This is a genomic window from Streptomyces sp. NPDC030183 (assembly GCF_055573455.1).
Map to the genome: position 1 here is coordinate 217,099 of NZ_JBVIBK010000012.1, position 23,104 is coordinate 240,202.

The 23,104-nt window shown below is 72.5% G+C and carries 20 protein-coding genes and 1 pseudogene; 7 read left to right on the forward strand and 14 right to left on the reverse strand.

The features are described from left to right. Window positions 1-747: 747 nt before the first annotated feature. From ACZ4Z2_RS16890 to metF, 4 genes and pseudogenes are all read left to right on the forward strand, one after another. Window positions 748-1,451, forward strand: a pseudogene (locus ACZ4Z2_RS16890) (carboxyl transferase domain-containing protein); the annotation flags it as partial. Between the two features lie 170 nt (window positions 1,452-1,621). Next, window positions 1,622-2,830 carry a methionine adenosyltransferase gene (metK, locus tag ACZ4Z2_RS16895; RefSeq protein ID WP_468076652.1) on the forward strand — a complete coding sequence of 403 codons (1,209 nt, stop codon included), beginning with the start codon at window positions 1,622-1,624 and terminating at the stop codon, window positions 2,828-2,830. Window positions 2,831-2,880: 50 nt separating this feature from the next. Then, entirely contained in the window at window positions 2,881-3,864 is a 984-nt protein-coding gene (locus ACZ4Z2_RS16900) for a carbohydrate kinase family protein (RefSeq protein ID WP_468076653.1), read from the forward strand. Between the two features lie 235 nt (window positions 3,865-4,099). After that, entirely contained in the window at window positions 4,100-4,990 is an 891-nt protein-coding gene (gene metF, locus ACZ4Z2_RS16905) for a methylenetetrahydrofolate reductase [NAD(P)H] (RefSeq protein WP_468076655.1), read from the forward strand. A gap of 132 nt (window positions 4,991-5,122) precedes the next feature. On the opposite strand, the gene ACZ4Z2_RS16910 is transcribed toward metF, so the two are convergent. The 11 genes from ACZ4Z2_RS16910 to ACZ4Z2_RS16960 form a co-directional block, all read right to left on the reverse strand. Further along, on the reverse strand, window positions 5,123-6,886 hold the full coding sequence (locus ACZ4Z2_RS16910) for an ABC transporter ATP-binding protein (protein ID WP_468076657.1): 1,764 nt from the start codon (window positions 6,884-6,886) through the stop codon (window positions 5,123-5,125). Next, window positions 6,883-8,622 carry an ABC transporter ATP-binding protein/permease gene (locus tag ACZ4Z2_RS16915; RefSeq protein WP_468076659.1) on the reverse strand — a complete coding sequence of 580 codons (1,740 nt, stop codon included), beginning with the start codon at window positions 8,620-8,622 and terminating at the stop codon, window positions 6,883-6,885. Before ACZ4Z2_RS16915 ends, ACZ4Z2_RS16910 begins: the two co-directional genes overlap by 4 nt. After that, complete coding sequence (locus tag ACZ4Z2_RS16920; RefSeq protein ID WP_468076661.1) at window positions 8,619-9,596, reverse strand: nitroreductase family protein; 978 nt, start codon at window positions 9,594-9,596, stop codon at window positions 8,619-8,621. The genes ACZ4Z2_RS16915 and ACZ4Z2_RS16920 overlap by 4 nt, the downstream gene beginning before the upstream one ends. Window positions 9,597-9,829: 233 nt before the next feature. Next, the gene (locus tag ACZ4Z2_RS16925) at window positions 9,830-11,209 is read right to left on the reverse strand and encodes a YcaO-like family protein (protein WP_468076662.1); all 1,380 of its coding nucleotides are present in this window, start codon (window positions 11,207-11,209) and stop codon (window positions 9,830-9,832) included. After that, the gene (locus tag ACZ4Z2_RS16930; protein WP_468076664.1) at window positions 11,206-12,687 is read right to left on the reverse strand and encodes a CocE/NonD family hydrolase; all 1,482 of its coding nucleotides are present in this window, start codon (window positions 12,685-12,687) and stop codon (window positions 11,206-11,208) included. Before ACZ4Z2_RS16930 ends, ACZ4Z2_RS16925 begins: the two co-directional genes overlap by 4 nt. Then, on the reverse strand, window positions 12,684-13,532 hold the full coding sequence (locus ACZ4Z2_RS16935) for a hypothetical protein (protein ID WP_468076665.1): 849 nt from the start codon (window positions 13,530-13,532) through the stop codon (window positions 12,684-12,686). Before ACZ4Z2_RS16935 ends, ACZ4Z2_RS16930 begins: the two co-directional genes overlap by 4 nt. 92 nt (window positions 13,533-13,624) lie before the next feature. After that, a complete protein-coding gene (gene amiA / locus ACZ4Z2_RS16940) occupies window positions 13,625-13,738 on the reverse strand; it encodes a streptamidine family RiPP (RefSeq protein WP_240499128.1) in 114 nt (37 codons plus the stop codon). Between the two features lie 58 nt (window positions 13,739-13,796). Further along, window positions 13,797-14,618, reverse strand: a complete 822-nt coding sequence (locus ACZ4Z2_RS16945) for an ABC transporter ATP-binding protein (RefSeq protein WP_468076668.1) — start codon at window positions 14,616-14,618, stop codon at window positions 13,797-13,799. 20 nt (window positions 14,619-14,638) lie between these two features. Beyond that, window positions 14,639-15,646, reverse strand: coding sequence for a FecCD family ABC transporter permease (locus tag ACZ4Z2_RS16950; RefSeq protein ID WP_468076670.1), 1,008 nt, complete (start codon window positions 15,644-15,646; stop codon window positions 14,639-14,641). After that, the gene (locus ACZ4Z2_RS16955; protein WP_468076714.1) at window positions 15,643-16,806 is read right to left on the reverse strand and encodes a FecCD family ABC transporter permease; all 1,164 of its coding nucleotides are present in this window, start codon (window positions 16,804-16,806) and stop codon (window positions 15,643-15,645) included. Before ACZ4Z2_RS16955 ends, ACZ4Z2_RS16950 begins: the two co-directional genes overlap by 4 nt. 86 nt (window positions 16,807-16,892) lie before the next feature. Further along, window positions 16,893-17,870 (reverse strand): ABC transporter substrate-binding protein, encoded by a 978-nt coding sequence (locus ACZ4Z2_RS16960; RefSeq protein ID WP_468076672.1) that lies wholly within the window; start codon window positions 17,868-17,870, stop codon window positions 16,893-16,895. A gap of 86 nt (window positions 17,871-17,956) precedes the next feature. Here ACZ4Z2_RS16960 and ACZ4Z2_RS16965 point away from each other — a divergent pair, with 86 nt between their 5' ends. The 3 genes from ACZ4Z2_RS16965 (at window position 17,957) to ACZ4Z2_RS16975 (ending at window position 21,872) form a co-directional block, all read left to right on the forward strand. Then, on the forward strand, window positions 17,957-19,156 hold the full coding sequence (locus ACZ4Z2_RS16965; protein ID WP_468076674.1) for a YncE family protein: 1,200 nt from the start codon (window positions 17,957-17,959) through the stop codon (window positions 19,154-19,156). 507 nt (window positions 19,157-19,663) lie between these two features. Beyond that, entirely contained in the window at window positions 19,664-20,725 is a 1,062-nt protein-coding gene (locus ACZ4Z2_RS16970) for a right-handed parallel beta-helix repeat-containing protein (protein ID WP_468076675.1), read from the forward strand. A gap of 151 nt (window positions 20,726-20,876) precedes the next feature. After that, window positions 20,877-21,872 carry a methyltransferase gene (locus ACZ4Z2_RS16975; RefSeq protein WP_468076716.1) on the forward strand — a complete coding sequence of 332 codons (996 nt, stop codon included), beginning with the start codon at window positions 20,877-20,879 and terminating at the stop codon, window positions 21,870-21,872. Window positions 21,873-21,976: 104 nt separating this feature from the next. Here ACZ4Z2_RS16975 and ACZ4Z2_RS16980 read toward each other — a convergent pair whose 3' ends face one another. The 3 genes from ACZ4Z2_RS16980 to ACZ4Z2_RS16990 are packed head-to-tail and all read right to left on the reverse strand — an operon-like array spanning window position 21,977 to window position 23,068. After that, the gene (locus ACZ4Z2_RS16980) at window positions 21,977-22,309 is read right to left on the reverse strand and encodes a TcmI family type II polyketide cyclase (RefSeq protein ID WP_468076677.1); all 333 of its coding nucleotides are present in this window, start codon (window positions 22,307-22,309) and stop codon (window positions 21,977-21,979) included. Between the two features lie 20 nt (window positions 22,310-22,329). Continuing rightward, complete coding sequence (locus tag ACZ4Z2_RS16985) at window positions 22,330-22,809, reverse strand: SRPBCC family protein (RefSeq protein WP_468076679.1); 480 nt, start codon at window positions 22,807-22,809, stop codon at window positions 22,330-22,332. 1 nt (window position 22,810) lies between these two features. After that, window positions 22,811-23,068: an acyl carrier protein gene (locus ACZ4Z2_RS16990; RefSeq protein ID WP_468076681.1), complete on the reverse strand. Its 258-nt coding sequence runs from the start codon at window positions 23,066-23,068 to the stop codon at window positions 22,811-22,813. Between the last annotated feature and the right edge of the window lie 36 nt (window positions 23,069-23,104).

A 23,104-nucleotide genomic window follows, 5' to 3' on the forward strand; every position in this document is an offset into this window, starting at 1 on the left:
CCACTTCGCGATTGGTGCGAGTTTCAACAAGCTTCGAACCGCAGCCGATCTCCGCCACACAGGCCTCTACCTGCGCTTCTCGGATTACCAGCCGGGTGAGCAATCTCCCCGTAGTTCCCCCTGATGCAGCGACAGTGCCGCTCGCGGCAGCCGGTTGGTCCAGTCGGCCCGCGGACTCATGAGTGAGCCTGACAGCATCGATCGCTTCCGGTCGTGCGCGTTCGCTCCCCCCTACATCAATCGCGTGCACACGTTCGACCACAGCATTGCTCATGGTCCAAGACCGCGTCAAGTGTTTCCCTGACACCCAAGGCCAGCGGGCCGCCACGAGTCGATCTCCCCGCCGGATCGATGCGCAAGGATACGGAGCTGTGGATTCCATTAGTGACGAGTCGACCCTCCGGAAAGGAACCCAGCGCACCCCCGGCAATGCCCCGTCCCAGATAAGCGGCGGGCGATTCGAGAGAGCCAACAAATTGCCGACCGCCCAAAATCTCGCAATCGAGTTCAGTAGCATCGTGGACGGATAGCGTGTTAGCTATTGGCAGGGCCATCACCCTCGGGCCGCCGGACAGATCCCCCACCCTTGGAGAGTTCGAGATGACGGCCAGGGCCCTTCTGACGGATCTCCACGGGAGAGGGCGTGCCGGGCGTCGCGACGCCGCGGAGATCCATCAGAAGGGCCCTGGGCGTGAAGCGCCGGTCGGTGAGCGGACTCCCGAGGTACCAGCCGACACCGCCAGGAGAATCACCGAACTCCCGGAGCCGGGCACGCAGATCTGCCGCGGCCCCGGCGAGAGGGCCACGCGAGCCCAGCACGCCAATGTCACGTTGACGGCCCGTGAGCGCATCGAACTCCCGCTCGACGAGGACTCGTTCCATGAGATGGAGCCGCTGCGCCGGCACCGCGCCACCGGCTTCGGCCTGGAAGCCAGGAAGCCGCATACGGACGGCGCCGACGTCGGCTGGGGAGCCGCGCACGGTCGCACCGTCTGCACCCGCGCCCACGATTTCCGGATCTTCGGCGGCGCCCTGGGTGAGACGCACGCCCAGAAGATCCACAAGATCATGGACATGGCCATCGCGGCCGGCGCCCCGCTGGTCTCACCCAACGACGGCGCGGGCGCTCGCATTCAGGAAGGCGTCACCGCCCTCGCCGGTTCCGGCGACATCTTCCAGCGCAACACCAAGGCCTCGGGCGTCATCCCGCAGATCAGCGTGATGCTGGGCCCGTGCGCGGATGGCGCCGCCTACAGCCCCGCCCTGACCGACTTCGTCTTCATGGTCCGCGACACCTCGCAGATGTTCATCCAGGACCGGACGTGGTCCAGGCCGTGACCGGCGAGAAGATCACTCAGAACGGACTCGGTGGCGCCGACGTCCACTCCGGCCTGTCCGGTGTCACCCACTTCGCGCACGACGACGAGCAGTCCTGCATCGAGGAGGTCCGACGATCCGTCGGAGACCCGGAAGGTGCTGGCAGCCGGGCTCGCCATGCTGCGCACCAAGCATGCGGACCTGCCCAACCGCAAGCACGAGAACCCGCCCCCGTGACGGAGGACTTCACGTCACGTCGGCCTTTGCACTGATCGGCACATCCCCCTACTCACTGGAGCCCGGTATGTCCCGTCGCCTGTTCACCTCGGAGTCCGTGACCGAAGGTCACCCCGACAAGATCGCTGACCAGATCAGCGACACCATTCTGGACGCGCTCCTGCGCGAGGACCCGACCTCCCGGGTCGCTGTCGAGACCCTCATCACGACCGGTCTGGTGCATGTGGCCGGCGAGGTCACGACCAAGACGTACGCGGACATCGCGACGCTGGTCCGCAACAAGATCCTCGAGATCGGCTACGACTCCTCGAAGAAGGGCTTCGACGGCGCCTCCTGCGGAGTCTCGGTCTCGATCGGCTCGCAGTCGCCGGACATCGCGCAGGGCGTCGACACGGCGTACGAGTCCCGGGTCGAGGGCGACCAGGACGAGCTGGACCGCCAGGGCGCCGGCGACCAGGGCCTGATGTTCGGCTACGCGACGGACGAGACGCCGACGCTGATGCCGCTGCCGATCTTCCTGGCGCACCGTCTGTCCAAGCGCCTGTCCGAGGTCCGCAAGAACGGCACGATCCCCTACCTGCGCCCGGACGGCAAGACACAGGTCACCATCGAGTACGACGGCGACAAGGCGGTCGGTCTGGACACCGTGGTCGTCTCCTCGCAGCACGCGAGCGACATCGACCTTGACTCCCTCCTGGCGCCCGACATCCGGGAGTTCGTGGTCGAGCCGGAGCTGAAGGCGCTGCTGGACGAGGGAATCAAGCTGGACACCGACGGCTACCGCCTGCTGGTGAACCCGACCGGGCGGTTCGAGATCGGCGGCCCGATGGGTGACGCGGGTCTGACCGGCCGTAAGATCATCATCGACACCTACGGCGGCATGGCCCGCCACGGCGGTGGGGCGTTCTCCGGCAAGGACCCGTCCAAGGTGGACCGTTCGGCGGCCTACGCGATGCGCTGGGTCGCCAAGAACGTGGTCGCGGCGGGTCTGGCCGCGCGGTGCGAGGTGCAGGTGGCGTACGCGATCGGCAAGGCCGAGCCGGTCGGCCTGTTCGTCGAGACCTTCGGCACGGCCAAGGTCGACGCCGAGAAGATCGAGAAGGCCATCGACGAGGTCTTCGACCTGCGCCCGGCCGCGATCATCCGCGACCTGGACCTGCTGCGGCCGATCTACTCCCAGACCGCGGCCTACGGTCACTTCGGCCGTGAGCTGCCGGAGTTCACCTGGGAGCGGACGGACCGAGTGGAGGCGCTGCGCAAGGCGGCAGGGCTCTAGGCCCTTCATCCGTAGTCCGGCCGTCCCACTCACGGGCAAGGAGAAACACCGTGCGCATCGCTGTGACCGGCTCCATAGCCACCGATCATCTGATGTACTTCCCCGGTCGGTTCACCGACCAGCTGATCTCCAGCCATCTGGAACAGGTGTCCCTCTCGTTCCTCGCCGACCACCTGGATGTGCGCCGAGGCGGCGTCGCGGCCAACATCGCCTTCGGGCTCGGCCGCCTGGGGCTCACCCCGCACCTCGTCGGTGCGGCGGGGCTCGACTTCGCCGACTACGGGAGCTGGCTGCGCAGTGCCGGCGTGAACACGGATTCCGTGCGGATCAGCGAGACACTGCACACCGCCCGCTTCGTGTGCACGACGGACGAGGCAGAGAACCAGATCGCCACCTTCTACACCGGCGCCATGGCCGACGCCTCGAAGATCGACTTCGCCGCGGTGGCCGCACGCGTCGGCGGTTTCGACCTCGTTCACGTCGGCGCGGACGATCCCGAGGCGATGCTGCGGCACACCGAGACCGCGCACCGTGCGGGCATCCGCCTCGCCGCCGACCCTTCGCAGCAACTGGCCCGCCTCGACGGACCACAGGCCCGCCGTCTGGTCGACCGCGCGCATCTGCTGTTCACCAACGAGTACGAGGCCGCCTTGCTGGGGGAGCGCACCGGCTGGAGGGAGCGGGACATCCTGGACCGGGTCGGCACGTGGATCGTCACCCGCGGCGCCGAGGGTGTCAGCCTGTCCCGCCACGGGGAGCCCCGCCTCGACGTGCCCGCTGTACCGACCGCCGAGATCGCCGACCCCACGGGCGCCGGTGACACGTTCCGCGCGGGCTTCCTGGCCGGACTGGCCTGGGACTGGCCGGACGTGCGCGCCGCTCGGCTCGGCTGCGCCCTCGCCTCCGTGGTGCTGGAGTCGGTCGGCACACAGGAGTACAAGCTCCTGGCCACGGACCTCGTCGACCGCGTCGAACGCGCCTACGGACACGACGCCGCCCGAGAGATCGAGCCTCGCCTGGCGGGCGTGTCGTGAACGGGCCCTGGGCGGGCGGCGCGGTCGGAATACGAGGAGGCCGACGATGCCTCGGTGCCCCATCCGGACGTCGCCCGCTCGGCCCGCACGGCCCACACGGGGGACCAGGCACATGCGACGACGCCGCTCGAACCTTGGGCCCGTTCGAGGTCGGAGCGCGGGTGGCCCAGCGAGCAGTCCGCCCATGCAGTGGTCGTCTCCGCCCCAAAGCGGACCACTTACGCAGGAGGCCTTGATGACCCCGGTGCGCGATGCCCTCGCCGGTGGGCAACCGACCTTCTCCTTCGAGTTCTTCCCGCCCAAAACCGACAAGGGCGAGCGCACTCTGTGGGACACCATCCGCCGGGTCGAGGCATTCTCGCCCACGTTCGTGTCCGTCACCTACGGCGCGGGCGGCTCCTCCCGTGAGCGCACCGTCGACGTGACCAAACGCATCGCCGCGGAGACCACTCTGCGCCCGGTCGCCCACCTCACGGCGGTCGGGCACCCCATGGCCGAACTGCGGCACATCATCGGCCAGTACGCGGACGCAGGCATCCGCGACGTACTCGCCCTTCGCGGCGACCCACCCGGCGATCCGAACGGACCTTGGACTGCGCACCCGGACGGTTTTACGTATGCCGCCCAACTCGTCGAACTCGTCCGGGAACTGGGCGACTTCACCGTCGGCGTCGCCGCGTTCCCCGAGAAGCACCCGCGCTCACCCGACTGGGAATCGGACATCCGTCACTTCGTCGCCAAGTGCCGCGCGGGCGCCGACTACGCGATCACCCAGATGTTCTTCCACGTCGACGACTATCTTCGGCTGCGCGACCGGGTGGTGGCGGCGGGCTGCGACATACCGATCATTCCGGAGATCATGCCGGCCACCGACGTACGCCAGATCCGCCGCTTCGCCGAACTGTCCCACGCGGTCTTCCCCGAGGACCTCGCCCACCGTCTCGAAGCGGTACGCCACAACGCTGCCGAAGGCCACCGCGTCGGCGTCGAGCATGCCACCGCCATGGCCGAACGCCTCCTCGACGAGGGTGCCCCCGGCCTGCACTACATCACACTGAACCGCTCCACCGCGGCCCTCGACATCCACCGCGACCTCCTGGCCACAAGAAGCCTTCGTTCCGGCTGAGTCCACCGATTTCGAGGCCGCGTCCCTCATGCGGTGGAGAGGACTGACCCCCACTCCATCGCCATGTTCGACTGTCAGTGCACACCTGCGTGCGGCCGGGACCCCGCCCGGGCCCCGGGCGGGGTCCCGTACTCAGGAAGACGTGGTGAGTACGCGGTTGAGCGCGCTGCCGGGGCGGCTGGTGAGTTCCTCCCAGGTTCCCTCTTCCGTGATGCGGCCCTTCTCCAGGACGGCGATGCGGTCGGCACGGCGGATGGTGGCCGGCCGGTGGGCGATGACGATCGTGGTGCGGCCCTCCTCCCGCAGCGCGGCGGCGAGCTGGGCGTCGCCGGTGTTGTCCAGGTGGGCGGTGGACTCGTCGAGCACCAGGACGCGCGGGCGTACCAGCAGGGCGCGCGCGAGGGCGATGCGGGCCCGCTGTCCTCCCGAGAGGGTCGCGCCGCGCTCCCCGACGAGGGTGTCCATCGCGGCGATCCGGTCGACGCCGCACCGGCGCGCCGTCGCGGTGAGCAGGTCGTCGTCCGCTTCGGGTGCGGCGAGCCGTAGGTTCTCGGCGAGAGTGCCGTGGAAGAGGGGCGTCTCCTGTCCCACGAGGACGACCGCCCGCCGCAGTTCGGGGTCGCTCACGTGCCGGATGTCCACGGGGTCGCCGTGGGCGGGCACCAGCTGGACCACTCCCCGGGAGGGGTCCCAGAACCGGGCCAGTAGGTGGGCGCAGGTCGACTTGCCGGCTCCCGAGACGCCGACCAGGGCGACCGTCCGGCCCGCGGGGACGGTCAGGTCGACGCCGTCCAGCACGGGCTGCCCGCCGTAGTCGAACCGCACGCCGTGCAGCTGGACACCCAACGGACCGGGCGGCAGGGGGCGGGGCTCGGCGGGCGGCGGGGAGAGGGCGGGGGCCTTGACGGCCGCGCCGACGCGGGCGGCCGCGGCCCGCAGCGCCACGGCCTGGCTCAGGGCGCGTGCCGACTCCGCGACCGGACCGAGGACGGACAGGGCCAGGGCCATCGCCGCCGGGGCCCATGCGCCGTGCAGCCGTCCGGAGGTCACGGACTGCGCCGCCGCGGTGACCACGCCGAGGACGGCGGCCACGATGAGCAGGTCGCGGACCGATGCGGCGACCGCCTCCCAGGTTGCCTCGGCGCGCTGGGCTTCGCCCACCTGCCGTCCCCGCTCCGCCAACGTGCGGCGGCGTTCCGCGAGCCGTCCGAAGGCGAGCAGTTCGCGCAGCCCGTCGACGGTCTCCACCGTGTCGGCGGACAGCCTCGCCACGGCCGTCCGGGTGCGGCCACCGCGTGCCGCACGTCCGCGCGCGTCGGCGAAGGGCGCCGCGGCGAGCAGGGCCGCTACCGGAAGTACGGCCGCCAGCAGCCACGGTTCGACCACGGCGAGGACCAGGGAGCCGCCCGTGAAGACCGTTCCCGACGCCAGAAGTTGGGCGGTGGTGTGGGCGTAGAAGAACTCCAGCGCCTCCACGTCGGTCATGGCGGTGGCGGCGAGGTCACCGCTGCGCCGGCCGGCGATGCGAGCGGGAGCGCTGCGGGCGAGTCCGTCGAAGACGCGCACCCGCAGGACGGCCAGCACCCGGTACGCCAGGTCGTGCGAGAGGTCCATCTCCCGCCAGGTCGTCAGGGCGCGCACGAGGACCAGGGCGACCAGCGCGGTGACGGTGGCGGCCGAGGGGGCGCGCCCTTCGATGACGGCGGTCCCCACGGTGTGCGCGGCCAGGGTCACCAGCGCGACGAGGGAGCCCTGTTCGAGGAGGGCGGCGGCGCAGGTGCGGGCCGTCATGGCACGGTGTGCGGCGAGGGCGGGGAGGAGGGCCCGCAGGGCGCCTCGCGCGGGTGCGTCCGCTTCGGAGGGGGCAGCGGCGGAGGTGGCGGTGGCGGTGCTCATGCGGCGAGTTCCCCTCGGTGGGCGCGGCCGGCGTCGACGAGCCGCGCGTAGACGCCGCCGGCCGCGACCAGGTCGGCGTGCTCGCCGACGGCGTCCACCCGCCCCTCGTCGAGGACGACGATGCGGTCGGCGTGCCGGACGGCGGCCAGCCGGTGGGCGACGACCAGGACGGTCCGGCCGCTCGCGGCGTTCATCAGTTCGCGGAGGATGTCCGCTTCGCGGCGCTCGTCGACCGCACTGGTGGCCTCGTCGAGGACCAGCACCGGGGCGTCGGCGAGCAGGGCGCGCGCGAGGGCCAGACGCTGGCGCTGGCCGCCCGAGAGGGTGGCGCCGCGTTCACCGAGGACGGTGGCGTAGCCCTCGGGGAGGGCGGATATCTCGTCGTGGACTCCGGCGACACGCGCCGCCCTCGTCAGCTCGTCGTCCGTGGCGCCGGGCCGGGCCAGGCGCAGGTTGTCGGCGACGGTGGCGTGGAAGAGGTACGTCTCCTGCGACACGACGGCGATGCCCTGCCGCAGCGAGTCGAGCGCGTACTCGGTCGTGGGGCGCCCGTCGAGGGTGATCCTGCCCTCCTGCGGGTCGTGGTGGCGCAGCAGCAGGGCCAGCAGCGTGGATTTGCCCGCGCCGGAAGGACCGACGATCGCCGTCGTCCGTCCTGCCCGCGCGCTGAAGGAGACGCCGTCCAGGACGGGCGCCGGTGTGCCGTCGTAGGTGAACCGGACGTTGTCGAAGCACACTTCGGGTGGGGTCGCCCAGTGGGCGGGGGCCTTCGAGGTGTCGGGGACGGCCGGTTCGGCGGTGCGCAGGGCCGCGAGGCCGTCCGCGGCGGACACGCCCAGGTATCCGGCGTGCCATTCGCGGGCCAGGTCGCGGACCGGCCGGAAGCACTCGGAGGCCAGCAGCAGTACCAGATAGGTGCCGGTCGCCGTGGTGGATCCGGTGACGGCCGACCAGCACGCCAGGAGCGCGGCGGCGACGGTGCCGCCCTGGATGGCGAGGTCGGTGATGGCGGTGTCGACCAGGGACACCCGCAGTTTGGCCACGGTCGCCCGGTGCAGCGCGGCGGACCGCTCCTCCAGGCGTGCGCGGGTGCGCCCGACGGCTCCGGCGGCACGGAGGGCGGGCATGCCCTGGAGCGCCTCCAGGTAGTCGGCGCCGAGCCCTTCGTAGGTGTCCCAGTGCTCCTTGCCGCGGGCGGCCAGGAGCCTGTCCCAGGCGCGCGGACCGGCCAGCGCCAGCAGCAGGGCGGGGACCAGGCCGAGGAGTGCCCAGGGTTCGACCACGGCCAGCGCGGCCAGCACCAGCGGCGGCACGGTGAGGGTGATCAGCAGCTGGGGCAGGTAGCGGGAGGCGTAGGCGTCGACACCCTCCACCCCGTCGACGAGGGTGGTGCGGACGGCTCCCGCCCTCGCCGTGGTCAGGTGGGCGGGCCCCAGTCGGCCCAGGTGGGTGAGGAGGTCGTCCCGCAGGTCCACTCTGACGCGGGACCCGGCACGGGTGGCGATGCGCCGCTGCCACACGGCGAGCCCGGCGCGGGCTGCGACGACGGCGAGCACCGCGGCCAGCAGCCACGGCAGCCGGCCGGTGTCACCGCGGGCCAGGTGGGCGAGGGCGAGGGCCAGCAGTGCGGCCTGCGCCAGGTGGGTCAGGGTGACGGCGCCCAGCAGGAGGGTGGCCGCGAGCAGGGGGCGCCGGGCGCGCCCGGCGGCGCGGCGCAGCTCGGGGTGGACGATCACGTGGTGTTCTCCTCGTCGGCGTGGCGGGTGCCGAGGGCCAGTCCGTGGACGACCCAGTCCCGGCCCGGGGCGGCGCCGAGGGCGGCACCGAGGTCCGCCTGCTGCCATGAGCCGACGGGGCGGGCCGCCAACCCGTGGCGCAGGGCGGTGACATGGGCCAGGTGGACGGCGAAGCCGGCCCGCAGGTGGGTGCGGCGGATGTGCGCGGCGTCGGCGTCGGCGGGGCAGCCGTGGGCGAGGAGGACGGCGCCCGCGTCCGCGATCCACGCCTGGCCCGCGGCCCAGGCCGCGAGGGTCGGACGGGCCTCTCCCGCCGCCTGCCGCCGCAGGGTCGTGCCGTCGGCGGACAGCGCCATCAGGGCGGGGCGTGGCGGGCCCACCGCTGCGCACCAGCGCAGGTCGCCGCCGCACGATCCAGCGGCGGTGGTGAAAGCCTCCCGCGACGCGTCGGTGCCCGCCCGTTGGGCGGTGGTGAGGACCGCCAGCAGCGCTTCCCGGGACGGGGTGCCCGGCAGAGGCGGTGGGGTACTGCGGCGCGCCAGCAGTTCGGCGGGGGTGGCCGGGCCCCCCGGCGGGTCCAGGACGCGGGCGCCGCCGTCCTGGTGCGCCGGGGCGCCCCGCCCGCCGGGCGGGGGGACGTGTACGACGGCCAGGGGGCTCTCGGCGAGACCGTCCAGCCGTACGTCGGGTTCGTGCGTGCCCAGCGCGCGGGCGGCGAGGAAGAGGGCGGCGGCGGCGTGCCCGGTGTCCAGCAGCAGCAGCGGCCAGGCGCGGTGGCCGTAGTGGGAGGCCGTGCGCCGCGCGGTGACGGAGAGTTCGGCGGTCACCCCCGACGGTGTGCCCTCGGGTTGCCGGCCGAGGCGGTGGACGCGGTGGCGCAGCGGGTCGTAGCCGTAGCGGCCCGGGGGCAGGGAGCAGCCCGGCCCCACGTGCAGTTCGGTGTCCACCGGGTGGAGCGCACCGGCGGAGGACACGGGCCTGAGGCGTCCGGAGTCGTCCGTCGCGCGGAGCGAGTGGTGCAGCAATGCCCCCAGATCGAGGGCGGCCGGGTCCGTCCGAGGGAGGGGGCACGGCGGTCCGGGCCAGACCCGGACCGCTTCCCCGGCGGGGGTATCGGGTCCGGGTGGCTCCGGGGAGCGTGCGCGGGCGAGGGCGGTGACGAGGTCGACCGGACGGTCCTCGCGGAGGTCTTCCACGGGTGCGGCCCTCACATGTGCGGCGGAGGCGCCAGCGTGAAGTCCTGCGGCGCGCTCGGCGGGTTCGTGCGCCATCCTCGGGCGACGGCGGCCTCGGCGAGGCGCGGGCAGCCGAAGTAGCCGAAGGCGGCGGGGGCGTTGGGCAGCAGTCCGGAGACGAGGACCCGGGCGACGCGCAGCGGGGTCTCGGCGACGTCCTCGGTGGTGAGGTCGAAGGTCATGACACGGTGGCCGCCCGCGTGCAGCGTGTCGACCAGCCGCTGCCGGCCGCCGGGCTGGACCTCGTCGAGGGACACGGTCCCGAGCGCGGGCTCGGTGAACCGCCTGGCCTCGGCGGCCATTCGCTCGTCCAGCCACACCTGCACATGCGCGCCCAGGTCCCGTACGTGCTCGAACTGCTCGCCGCACGCGTCGAGATAACGGCCGTCGGCACGATGGTCCAGGTACAGCCCGCGGGCGAGCAGCCCGGCCTCCACGGCTTGGAACACCCAGCCGTCGGAGTCGGTCAGGCCCTGGGTGAAGACCCAGGTGTGGACGGCTTCCAGGACGGCCTTGCGGGCGGCTTCGGCCGGGTCGTACTTGCAGGCGAATCCGGCGGCGTACAGACCGAGGCGCGGGTCGTGGACGAGCGCGGCCATGCAGGGGGCGAACTCCGAGTGCATCTCGACGATGTGGACGTCGAACGCGGAGCCGGCGAGGTCGTCGGCGAGGCCGGGCACGCTCGCCGGGTCGATGCCGCGGGCCGGACCGTCCAGATGCCACCACAGTTCCAGGGCGTCGCGTTCGACGATCTCCAGCAGGCCGCGTTCGACGGCGTCGTCGAGGCCCTGTCCGGTGGCGATCCCGGCGTAGTTGAGGTGGTGGGTGCGGGGCAGCTCGCGCAGTTCGCCCTGACGCCAGTTGAGATGGGTGAGCGCGACGGGCGCCCAGACCTCCGTCGTCCTTCCGTCGGGCAGCAGTTCGGTGCCGCGCGTCCACAGGGCCGGGGTGTCGGGGGTGAGGGGGCGGTACGGGAACTTCTCCCGGTCGTACTGCCAGTCGGCGTACGCGGGCAGGTCCCCCGGGCCGTAGAGCCGCAGGCCCTTGTCGGCCAGTTCGGTGGCGGTGGCGCGCACGGGGGCGTCGGGGTGACCGGGCGGCGGCACGCGGTTGCCGCAGTACCGCTCGACCCCCTCGGCTATCGCGGCGACACGGGCTTGGCCGGGGTCGCCGAAGGTGGTGCCGAGGGAGACCCGGTCGGCGGGCCACAGGCCGTGTCTGCGGGCGTCGGATATCTCGGCCGTGAGCGCGGTGTAGCGGGGCGGGGCGCCCGCGGGGTGCTCGACGGGCTCGACCTTGCGGACGATGCCGCAGACCGGGTCGACGAGTGCTTCCAGTGGCAGCGTCGTCATCTCAGGATCTCCTCCGCGGGGTCGACGGGGGTGGGGCGGGACGGGAGCACGGGCAGGCTCAGCACCAGGCTGTCCGGATCGATCTCGCGCCGGGAGGCGAGCAGCCGGTGGGCCGTCACCGGGTCCTCCCCGGTGTGCGGGTTGCGGGCGTGGGCCGGGAAGTGGTGTCCGGCGATCTCCAGGCGCAGCCGGGTGCCGGCGCTCAGCCGACGCGCGATCCGGCCGAGACCGATGGTGAACGCGGCTTCCTGGCCGGCCCGTTGCTCTCCCCGGACGATGCCGACGGCGAGTCTCTCGGCGACCCCTTCCGGTGTGAGGGCGACCAGCCGGGCGGCCCAGTCGGCGGACGGCGTGTGGGCCGTGGCCCGCAGGCGCACGCTCACGGGGCCCACGACGTCGAGCGGGCGCGGGAGCGGCGGTGTGGCCAGCAGGCAGCGGTCGGGCAGGCCGTCGGTGGGAACGGTCAGGTCGTCGGAGCGGACTGGGCGGCCGGGATCGGCGGTGAAGGCGGCCCCGTGCAGCAGCCGCGGCCTGCGGGGGCGCGGTTCGCCTTCCGTACCGGCGGGCAGCCACCTATCGGCCCCGCCCAGCCCTTGTGCGCCACGGCGGCCGGGGGTCAGTTCGCCGGCCAGGGCGCGGCGGGCCCAACGCACGTACAGCTCGCCGAGGTTCACCCGGTGGGCCGGGCCGGCGTCGGGGCCGGGCGTGGAGCCGAGGCCGTGGCCCCAGGGGCCCAGCAGCAGCCGCGCCGAGGGCCCGCCCCAGGCGTGCCACAGTGCGACGGTGTCCTCGGTGAAGTGGTCGTGGTGGCCGCCCACCGCGAGCAGGGGAACGGCGGCGTGCGCCGCACGCGCGATCAGGCGTCCGCGGTCGTGGTGCCGCCACAGACCCGCCCAGGAGGGCAGCCGGCGGCCCAGCCGTTCGGGGAGGCCGGTGAGCGGCAGACGGGTGAGGAGGCCGGGGTCCGCCGTGAGGGCCTTGTCCAGCGCGCGCTCGTCGGAGTCCGGCCGGTCGCCGTGGGCGGCCCACCATCCGGCGCGGGACAGCAGCCGCTCCACACCGGACGCCTCGCGTGCCGTCTCCGCCAGGCCGAGGGCGGGTACGGCCGCGAGGACGGCGTCGGGTCGGGCGTCCTCGGGCACGTCGAGGGCGAGGACGAGGGCGCAGTGGGCCGCGTAGGAGGCGCCGCAGGCCACCAGTCGGCCGTCGCTCCACGGCTGCCGCCGGATCCAGCGGACGGCCGCCGCGCCGTCGGCGGTTTCGTGTGTGTAGGGGTGCCACTCCCCCGGTGACGCGAACCGGCCGCGCACGTCCTGGGCGACGGCGGCGAATCCGCGGCGGGCCCAGCCACGTGCCTCGGCCCGGTGCCGGGTCCGGTCGTAGGGAGTGCGTATCAGCACGGCCGGGAAGGGGCCGTCGCCGGCCGGGAGGACCACGTCGGTGGCGAGTTCCTCCACGGTCGTGCCGAACGCTCTCATCCGTCCTTCTTCGGCGGCGATGTGACGTCGGGGACCGGGAGGACGGGGTGCTCGGTGACGGTCAACCTGCGCAGGTCCACGCGACGGAGCCGTCGCCGGGCCGGGAGACCGGCCGTGTCGGGGGCGCCGGTGGCCCACCGGCTGAGATCGTCCGCGAGCAGCGCCGCGAGCAGTGTGGCGACGGGCGGGGCGAGCCGGACCGGCGCGCCCGAGGTCCGGGGTCCGTTCCAGTACGCGGCCAGTTCGCGGTGGGCGGGGGTGGCGGCGAGCCGCCGGGATCGGATGTGCGCCGAGGTGACGTCTCCGGGAGCGGCGGCCACCGGTTCGACGTATGCCTGCCAGCCCTCGCGGTGGCAGCGCAGCCACGCCACGCCCCGGTCGGGCAGCAGGTCGGCGGCGTCCCACAGCCCGTCCGGCACGGGTCCGTCGAGGCACCACACGACCGCGCAGGGGTCTCCGTCGAGCAGGTCCCCGACGCCCACCGGTGATCCGCCCGAGCCGGCCTCGGTCACACGCGGCCGGGCGCCCAGGGCGGCCAGCTGCTCGGCGAGCGGTTCGGTGAGTACCGGATCGCCGAGGATCCGGATGTCCCGGCGAGCGGTGGGCCACCGCGCGTCCTGCGGCCCTTCCGCCAGATAGCCGGCCTCCTCGAACGCCCGCACCACCCGATCGACTCCCTCGCCCGACGGGCTCGTTGCCACGCCGGTGAGCCGCGAGAGCAGAACGTCTTGCTCGGCACCGCCTGTCCTGACGCTGAGGAACTCCCCTTCATGGGTCCGGACGGCGAGCCCTCGCCCGGGCACGGCGACGACCTCGACACCGGGGACGAGACGGCTGCGGGACACGGCGATCCTCCTGAGGGACGAAAGGGGGGAAGGGCGTGGGCCCGCCCGGAAGGCAACGGGCGGGCCCACGGTCGAGGGTGGCTGACCCTCGCTTACTCCTCGTTGTCGTCGAAGGGGTTCTCGACGAGCGCGTTGGAGTGGGAGGCCGAGGCGTGGGCCAGCTGACCCTGGTCGGCGATCGGCGTGAAGATCTGCTCGTTCTCCATGAACTCTCCTTATGCCTACGGGAGTTGCGGCATCCAGGTGAACGCCGCAGACGCCACACTAATGAATCTGATTTTCATATTCTAGATCTGGGAGAGGGTGATCTGGATAACACACCGGCCATCCGCCCTCGGGGTCCCGACCGACCCGACCCGCCACCTTCAGCACGTCCGCCAGCAATCCCGGGGTCACCACCTCGCCCGGTGCTCCGTCGGCCACCACACGGCCGTCGCGCAGGGCGACGACGCGCTCGGCGAACCGGGCCGCGTGCGCCAGGTCGTGCAGCACCATCACCACGGTGAGCCCGCGTTCCTCACGCAGACGCACCACGGTCTGCAGGACGTCGAGCTGGTGGTGCAGATCCAGGTAGGTGGTCGGCTCGTCGAGCAGCAGGACGCGCGTGTCCTGGGCGAGCGCCATGGCGAGCCGAACCCGCTGCCGTTCCCCTCCGGACAGCGCGTCGACGTCACGGTCGGCCCACTCCTCCACCCCTACGTCCCGCAGTGCCCGCGCAACGACCGGGTCGTCGCCCTCGCGCAGCATGCCGAGCGGCCCCCGCGCCGCGTACCGCCCCTGGCGCACGAGGTGACGCACCGTCATGCCCGGGACGGCCGGAGCGGACTGGTGCAGCAGGGCCACCTTCCGGGCCGTGGCGCGTCTGGAGAGCCGCGCGAGGTCGTCCTCGCCCAGCAGCACGCGCCCTTCGTCGGGTCGCAGCAGCCCGGCGGCCAGCCGCAGCAAGGTCGACTTGCCACACCCGTTCAGACCGATGAGGGCGGTCAGTTCACCCGGTCGGACGGTCAGGTCGACGCCCCTCAGCACGGGTCGTCCCGGATAGCCGAAGTGGGCCCCCTCGACCTGGATCCCCACGGACTCGGTCATGCTCTGTCCTCGATTCGACGTCAGAACGTACGGCTCGGTGTGCGACGCACGACGACCAGCAGCAGTGCGGCGCCGAGGCAGGCGGTGAGCGCCCCGACCGGCAGGGTGAGCCGTCCGGAGTCCAGTGCCCCCGCCAGCAGTCGCGAGGACAACTGCGCCGCCGCGTCCGCCCCGCACACCACCACCGCGCCCACCAGGGCGGCGCCGGGAAGGCTCACCCGAAGGTCCGCGCCGAAGACGGCCAGGGCCAGGTGCGGAACGAGCAGCCCCACGAATCCCAGCGCCCCGACGGCGGCCACGGCGCCGGCCGTCAGCGCGACGGCACACAACAGGGCCAGGGTCCGGGCCGGGCGGGCCGAGAGACCCGCGGTCAGGGCGATGTCGTCCCCGCAGCGCAACAGGGTCAACGGCCCGGCCAACAGCCAGGCCGCGACCCCCCAGACGAGGGCCCACGGCCACAGCAGGTGCCAGTGCTGCCACACCCGGCCTTCCGTGGTGCCCACCAGCCACTGGACGACACTGCCGAGTTCGCCCGGCTTCACCAGGAGCACCATGGCGGTGAGCCCGCCGAGCACCGCTGACACCAACACCCCGTGCACGGCGGTCTGCGCGGGGTCACCGCGGCCGCGGCCGGCCAGCAGCCACAGCAGCGCGGCTCCGGCGCACCCGCCCGCACACGCGGCGAGCACCACGGCCAGGGGCGAATCCCACCCGGCGAGTCCCAGGGCGGTCGCGGTGACGGCTCCGAGCACCGCACCCGGGGTCACGCCCGTCACCTCCGGCCCGGCGAGGGGATTGCGCAGGGCGGACTGCAGGACCAGCCCGGCGACGGCGAGACAGGCACCGGCGACGAGAGCCACCAGCAGCCTGGGCAGGCGCAGTTGGAACAGGATGTGCCGCTCCGTCGCGTCACCGCCGCCGTTCAGGACGTCCCAGGCCGCGTCGGGGGACATGCCGCGCCCGGCCACCAGTTCCACTCCGGCGCACACGACGGCCAGTGCCACGAGAACCGTGAATCGCCGGGTCACCGTATGTCCTCCGTCCTGGTCGCCCCGGAAGGGGGCGGAAGGCAGCCGTCGTCGAACCCGCCTCGCGCGGACGCCTCCGCGCCGACGTCGTCCGTCGCGCCGGTGCGAGGGATGCCGTCCAGGGCGTCGACAGCCGCCTTGTTCGGTCCGGGGAGCGGCTCGCGCACCGCGGCCGAGGCGACGGCCGACCGGCGCCGGGACGCCCGGCCGTGACCACCCGACCGCATCAACGCGACCCCGGCCGGCACCCCCAGCAAGGCCGTCCACGCCCCGGCCGGTGTCTCCACGGGCGCCAGTGCCAACCGGGCCGGGAGGTCGGCGACGACCACGACGACCGCGCCCCAAACCGCGGACCACGGGAGCCAGCGCACCGCCCCCGCGGCGGGGTCGAACCACCGGGCCAGGTGCGGGGCGAGGAAACCCACCCACGCGACAGGTCCGCACACGGCCGTCACCGGGGCGATCAGCAGCACCGCTATGGCCAGCGCCGCCAGCCGGGCGCGCTGCGCACGCACTCCCAGCGCCTCGGCGTCCCGGTCCCCCAGTCGCATCACCGACAGCACCGGCGCGCACAGCACGAGTGCGGGAGCCGCCACGAGCAGCCACGGCCACAAACCCGCCACGTCGTCCCAGGTCCGGGCGGACAGGGAGCCGAGCAGGTATCGGTAGATGAGCTGGAGGTCCAACTGGTCGGCCATGACCATCAGGACGAGCAGCGCGGCCTGGAGCGCGGCGGCGACCGCGGCGCCGGTCAGCAGCACCGCGGACGGGCTGCGGCCGAGCCCGGCGGCCAGGAGCGTGAGCCCGCCGCCGAATGTGGCACCACCGATGGCCAGCATGGGCTGGACGGCGGCGGGCACTGACAGGCTCAGCACCAGCGGCGCGGCCACCCCGAGCGCGGCACCGGACGACACGCCCAGCATCTCCGGCACCGCCAGGGGGTTGCGCAGCGCCTCCTGGAGGACCAGTCCGGCCGCCCCCAGGCAGGCTCCGGCGACGAGCGCCAGCAGCAAGCGAGGCACGCGGAGTTCGGTGACGACGATCCCGGCGAGCGTGGTGTCGCCGTCCAGCACCGCGGCGACCAACCCGTGCGGGGGCACGTAGGGGGTGCCGAGGCTGAGCGCACAGACCGAGGAGACGCCCAGCAGGACGGCCGCCAGGAGCGGCTGCGCCCTCCGCGTGAGACGTGACGCACGCTGCCCTCCTGATGCGACGGGCGCCGGGAGGGGGGCTGAGAGGGGGGTCCTCACCGCAGGGCGGCCGTGGCCTCGTCGAGGACGATGCCGAGTGAGCGGGTGCCGCGCCCCTTGGCCCACACCTCCGAGTCCACCTCGTGGACGTCGCCGTTCCGCACCGCCGGGATCTTGCCCCAGAGGGGGTTCCCGGCCAGCTTCTCCGACAGCTTGCCGTCGGCGTCACCGAAGCTCAGCGTCTCGACGAACAGCACGTCGACGTCCCTGGCGAGAATCTCTTCGAGGCTGTAACTGCCCTCCACACCACGGGACTTCCACGGGTACTGGGCGATCTTGGGGAAGAGGCTGGCGGCCACGTCGGCCTCCGGGGTCGCGACGCCGAAGTTCTCGTCACTGCCGTAGATGATGAGAGCGGTCTTGTCGCTGGGTGCCTTCTCGGCGGCGGCGAGCTTGGTCCGGAAGGTCTTCTCGGCCTTCTCGCCCTCGGCGGTGCGCCCGGTGAGCGCGGCGAGGTCCCGCAGGTACCCCACACTGTCCTCCCACGTCTCGGGCTGCATGGCCCAGAACGTCGTGGCGCCCTTGAGCGCCGGGGCGAGCTTGCCGTGGGTGTCTCCCAGGCCGATCACGAGGTCGGGCTTGTGGGAGAGGATCGCCTCCACCTCCGGGGCGATGAACCCGCCGGGGATGACGTCGACCTCCTTGGCCTTCTCCTCCCCCAGGAAGTCCGGGTGGGCGAGCAACGCGCTGTTGGTGGCCGTCGGGACGATGCCCAGCTCGGTCAGGATGTCGTCGCAGAGCGCGAACAGGCAGACGATCCGCTCGGGTTTCTTCTTCAGAGAGACCTTGACCCCGTTGGTGTCGGTCAACTCCGTTGCCGCCTTGATGCGTTCGACGGTGACGTCCGTCTTCGCCACCGCCTTGGCCTTGTCACCCGCGGACTCCTCGGGCGACGGGCCGCAGCCGACCAGAACGGAACCCACCAGCGCTGCGGTGATCCAACCACGGACGAATCTCGACGGTGCGCGCAGCATCGATGCCCTCGCTCTTTCTCGGATACCGGGAACGCACCGAAGATACATGATAATCGTTTTCACCAGACCGGTTTCTGGAGGAACCCATGCCCGCCGACACACCCGTTCTGCTCGTCTCCGACCACGTGGACGGATCGGTCCATGCGCTGACCGTGCCGGACGGCGCCGTCGTGGGTCGCCTGCCGGGTCGTCACCTCTCCGAACACGCGGGGTTCCTGGCGCTGCCGGGCGGGCGGGTGGCCTGCGTCGACGACCGTCGCGGGGAGCTGCTGGTACTCGATCCGTTCGCCGAGAAGCTCGTGGAACGCGCGGTCCCGGTCGCCGTGCCGGCCGAGCACATCGCCTGCGACCCGTCCGGTCGCCTGCTGGCCGTCACGACCGGCCTGGGCGAGAACGCCGAACCGTGGTCCGACCTGCTGACCGTCCTCGACCTGGCCACCGGGGACACGGCGCGGGTGCGCACCCGCGTCGGCGAACCGGGCGTGACGGTGCTGGGCGGCGACGATCCGCTGATCGTGCTGCGGCACCGGGAGCCCGGGGAACTCGCCGTCCACCGGTTCGTCGACCTCCTCGCGGCTCCGCCCGGCTGTCCCCCGGTCACACCGCACGCGGTCCTGCCGCTGCCGGACGACGGACACGGGGACGCGCAGGTACCCGGCACGGAAGACGTGTTCGCGGCCACGGGCGAGGGAGTGCACCGGGCCCGGAGGAACGGCGACGTCCTCGTCAACGAGGCGGTGGTCCCCTGGGAGTCGCCCGCCCGCGGCTGGTACCTCCGGCTCGACACCCGACGGCGGGCGCTGTGGAGCACACTGCGCGGCGGCGACCCGGACCCGCTGCGCTGGCCGGAATGGACCAACCAGGCATGGCGGCACGACCTGGAGACGGGCCGCACGCACCACACGGAACTGGGCCCCGGACTCGTCTTCCGGCTGGCCTTCGCCCGACGCCACACGGCCTTCACGCGCATCCACCCCGACGGCGACGAACTGGTCCTCCTGGACACGGACGGCATCGTGCGCCGGATTCCCCTGCCGGCCATGGAGGGCGCTCCGCGTCGCGGCAGCACCCCCTGGGAGGGCGTCCAGCGCCGGGCGGTGGCCGCCTCACCGGGCTCCGACTGGATCGCCGTCAGCCGGGGCGGCCACGGCGAGGTACATCTCGTCGACGCGGAGACGGGGCACGAGGTGACCCGTCTGCGGCCGGGTACTCCACTGCACCACGGCGGCCACATGACACTGCGCTGCCGCGACGACGGTGCCCACGGTGATCCCGTGGGCCGGTGACCACGGGTTCAAGCCGACACGGGGGAAGCCGGCCAGGGGCCGGGATGGCGGGCCACTCCGTCGCAGGCGCGAGCACCAGCACGGCCACGCTCGCCGACCCGCGGGTCCGCGCCGGCATCGACATCGACGACGCCACCGACGTCCCGATCCCCGTAAGAGGGCCTGGGGTGGCCCTTCCTGTTCCTGGACAGGGCGTCCGCGTACACCCCGGGGAGGCGGAGGCCCGGCTGTCACCTGGGAGCGCGACTGGGAGCGGCTGACCGGGTGGAAGCGGTCGCTGGTGGTCGCCGGCGCCGGGCACGCCTCCCGCACCGATGTCGGGCTCCTCGCGGGACAACTCGGCCTCGGCTTCGGCACCGCCCTGCCCGCCGCCCGCGCCTCACAGACCACCCGGCGCTACGCACGGGCGTTCTTCGACCCGCACCTCGGCAGCGCGCCGCACCCAGGACACGCCGCCGGATGGTCTATCCGGGCTGTTCACCGGCCCCGGGAAATACCGTGCGAAATATGAAGAAATCCCATATCGCCTCCATGGTGTGCTCCGCGGCGGTCCTCGGCACGGGGCTCGTGGCCGCCCCTCCGGTCGCCGCCCATCAGATGATCCACGTGGTCTTTCCCGGGGAGTCGATCCAGAGAGCGGTGGACTCCGCCCGGCCGGGAGACACCGTTCTCCTGACCGTCGGCACCTACCACGAGAGCGTCACGGTGAGCACGCCGCGGGTCACGCTGCGCGGCATGGGCCGCGGCACCGTCATCAAGCCGGCCGCGAAGAAGGCCGGGGACAGCTGCGCCAAGGGCGGCAACGGCATCTGTGTGACGGGCGCCAAGGGCCGCAACGTCCGGGGCGTCACCATCGCCTCCCTCACCGTGACCGGCTTCGCCGGGAGCGGTGTGCTCGCCACGTCGACCGACCGGCTGACCGTGCGCAATGTGACCGCGACGAAGAACGGGGTCTGGGGCATCGCCCAGGAGCGTTCGGTGCGTGGTGTGCTCCGGTCGAACACCGCCCGGGGCAACGGCGACGCCGGTCTGTTCCTCGCGAACACCATCAAGGCCGAGGAGGGCGCCCAGGACACCCTGGGAGCGGTGGTCGAGCGCAACCGCGTGTCGGACAACCGGATCGGCATCACCGTCCGGCGCCTGCGGAACCTCACCGTCGCGGACAACCACCTCACCGGCAACTGCGCGGGCGTGTTCGTCGTCGGCGACGAGAACAAGCCGAGGGCCGGCGCACTGACCGTGCGGGGCAACCTCGTCGCGCAGAACAACAAGTCCTGCCCGAAGACCGCGCGGCTGGACGCGCTGCAGGGTTCCGGCATCGTCCTGACCGGCACCGAGGACACCTTGGTGACGGGGAACCGGGTCATGGACCACTCCGGCGCCTCCCCGCTGTCCGGCGGCATCGTCCTCTGGAAGAGCTTCGTGGGCACCCCCAGCGAGCGGAACCGGATCACCGACAACGTGGTGAAGGGCAACGCGCCCGCTGACCTCGTCAACACGGACACCGGCAAGGGCAACACCTTCGAACGCAACTCCTGCCGGGCGTCCAGGCCCGCGGGGCTGTGCTGACCCGCCGCCCGGTCGCGCGAGCGTCTCTCATGAACTCGAGGAAGGGAAGCGGCGCATGACGACTGCACAGACCGCACAGACCGCACAGACCGCACAGACCGCAGACACCGCACAGAGCACACAGAGCGCGCAGGGCGCACCGCCGCCGGCCATGCGGCTTCGGGAACTCGTCTTCGGTGCCGCGTGCGCCGCCGCCATCCGTGCGGCCGCCCGGCTCGGCGTCGCCGACGCCCTGGGGGACGAGCCGATGTCCGTCACGGACCTCGCGGCGGCGGTGAAGGCCGAACCGAAGCCGCTGCGACGGCTGTTGCGGGCGCTGTCCTGCTACGGCGTCTTCGCCGAGCAGCGGGACGGGACCTTCGTCCACACCGACATGTCGCGGCAGCTGCGCGAGGACGCCCCGGACAGCCTGCACTTCATCGCGCTGTGGTGCACCGAGCCGTGGACCTGGGACGCCTGGCCCAGGCTGGACGAGGCGGTGCGCTCCGGCCGGAACGTCGTCGAGGACCTGTACGGGAAGGAGTTCTTCGACTACCTCAACAACGACGCCCCGGAATCCGCCGACGTCTTCAACCGGGCCATGACGACCTCCAGCGCGCAGTCCGCGCGGGACGTCGCGCGGTTCCTCGACCTGTCGGGGAGCTCGTCCGTCGCCGACATCGGCGGCGGTCAGGGCCATGTGGTGGCGAGCCTGCTGGAGAAGCACCCGTCGCTGAAGGGCATCCTGCTCGATCTGCCGCGCGTGGTGGAGAACGCCGACCCGCGGCTGCGGCCGGGCGGCGCGCTCGCGGACCGGACGCGCATCGTGCCCGGCGACTGCCGCGTGGCCGTCCCCGCCCAGGCCGATGTGTACATCATCAAGAACATCCTGGAGTGGGACGAGGACAGCACCCGCCGGACCCTGCGCAACGTCATCGAGGCGGGCGGTCCCGGCGCGCGGGTCATCGTCATCGAGAACCTCGTGGACGACACGCCCTCGATGCGGTTCAGCACCGCGATGGACCTGCTGCTGCTCCTCAACGTCGGTGGGGCCAAGCACACCACCGAGAGCATGATCGCCAGGATCACGGACGCGGGCCTCGTCATCGACGACATCCGCCCCGTCAACCCCTACCTGCACGCGTTCGACTGCACCGTCCCCGGGTGATTCGTCCGCCGGACGACACCGACATCCGGCGGTGTCCCCCGGGCGGCCGGTCGCCGGGCACACGAGGGTCGTGTGCCCGGCGACCGGCGCCTCGCCTCGGCGGTTCAGGAGGCGGTGTCCCGCTCCCAGCGGTAGAAGCAGTGCGCCATCGCGTCCTTCGGTGAACGCCAGGTCGCCGGGTCGTACGCGCTGACGTACGCCGAGAGCCGTTCGCTGACGTCCTGGAACAGGGGATGTCCGGCCGCCTTGGCGATGGCGGGGCCGGGGTCCCGCTCCGACTCGATGAGGTGCAGGTACACATCACCGAACTGGAAGAGGCTGCGCCGGGCCACCCCCACGAGGTGGGGCAGTTCCCCGCGGTCCGACTCCCCGAACACATCGGCGATGTCGGGGGCCGACCCCGGGGCCATCCGGGCGACGATCAGTGACTGGTGCATCGTGCTGCCCTCCGTCGGGATCAGTCGGACAGCGTCGGCACGAGCCGGCGTTCCTTGGCGGCCTGCTCGATACGGTCCCGGATCAACGCCATCTGGACCTTGGAGTTCCGGTTGATGTTGTCCGTCATCCAGTCGTCGTCGACGGGCGCGTCCGGCTTCATCTCGAAGTCCTGCGTCCACACCATGCGGGTGCCGTCGGGCACCTCCTCGTACCGCCACAGGATGTTCATGTAGGCGAAGGGGCCGGTCTCGACGCGGCGGGCCCGCACGCTGAGGGTGTCGCGGTCGGTCTCCCGTTCCGAGACCCAGCTCCACACGGTGCCGTTCGCGTCGGGGTGCATGGTCAGCCGGAACGTGGTCCGGTTCCCCTCCCGCGAGATGATCTCCACGGAGGCGTACTCGCTGAACAGCCGTGGCCAGTTGTCGACGTCGTTGGTCATGTCCCAGACCAGGTCGACCGGCGCGCCGATGGTGATCTCGTTCTGCGTGTGTCCGGCCATGTCAGGCTCCCGCGAGAAGTGCGCTGTTGACGGTGTCGAGGAACTGCCGGGGGCTCTTGCTCTTCTCCGAGTCCGGGGGCATCGGCGTGCCGTAGCGCTTCTCCAGTTCGCCCACGATGCCGAGCAGACCGAGCGAGTCGATGCCGAAGCTGTCGAAGCCGTCGTCGGACCGCTGCCGGAGCTCCTCCGGGGCCACGGTGATCCCGGCGGCCTTCTTCATCAGTTCGGCCAGCTCTTCCGCGGTGATGGTCGCACTCATGCGATGTCTCTCCTTGCTCCGTGATGTGTCCTGACG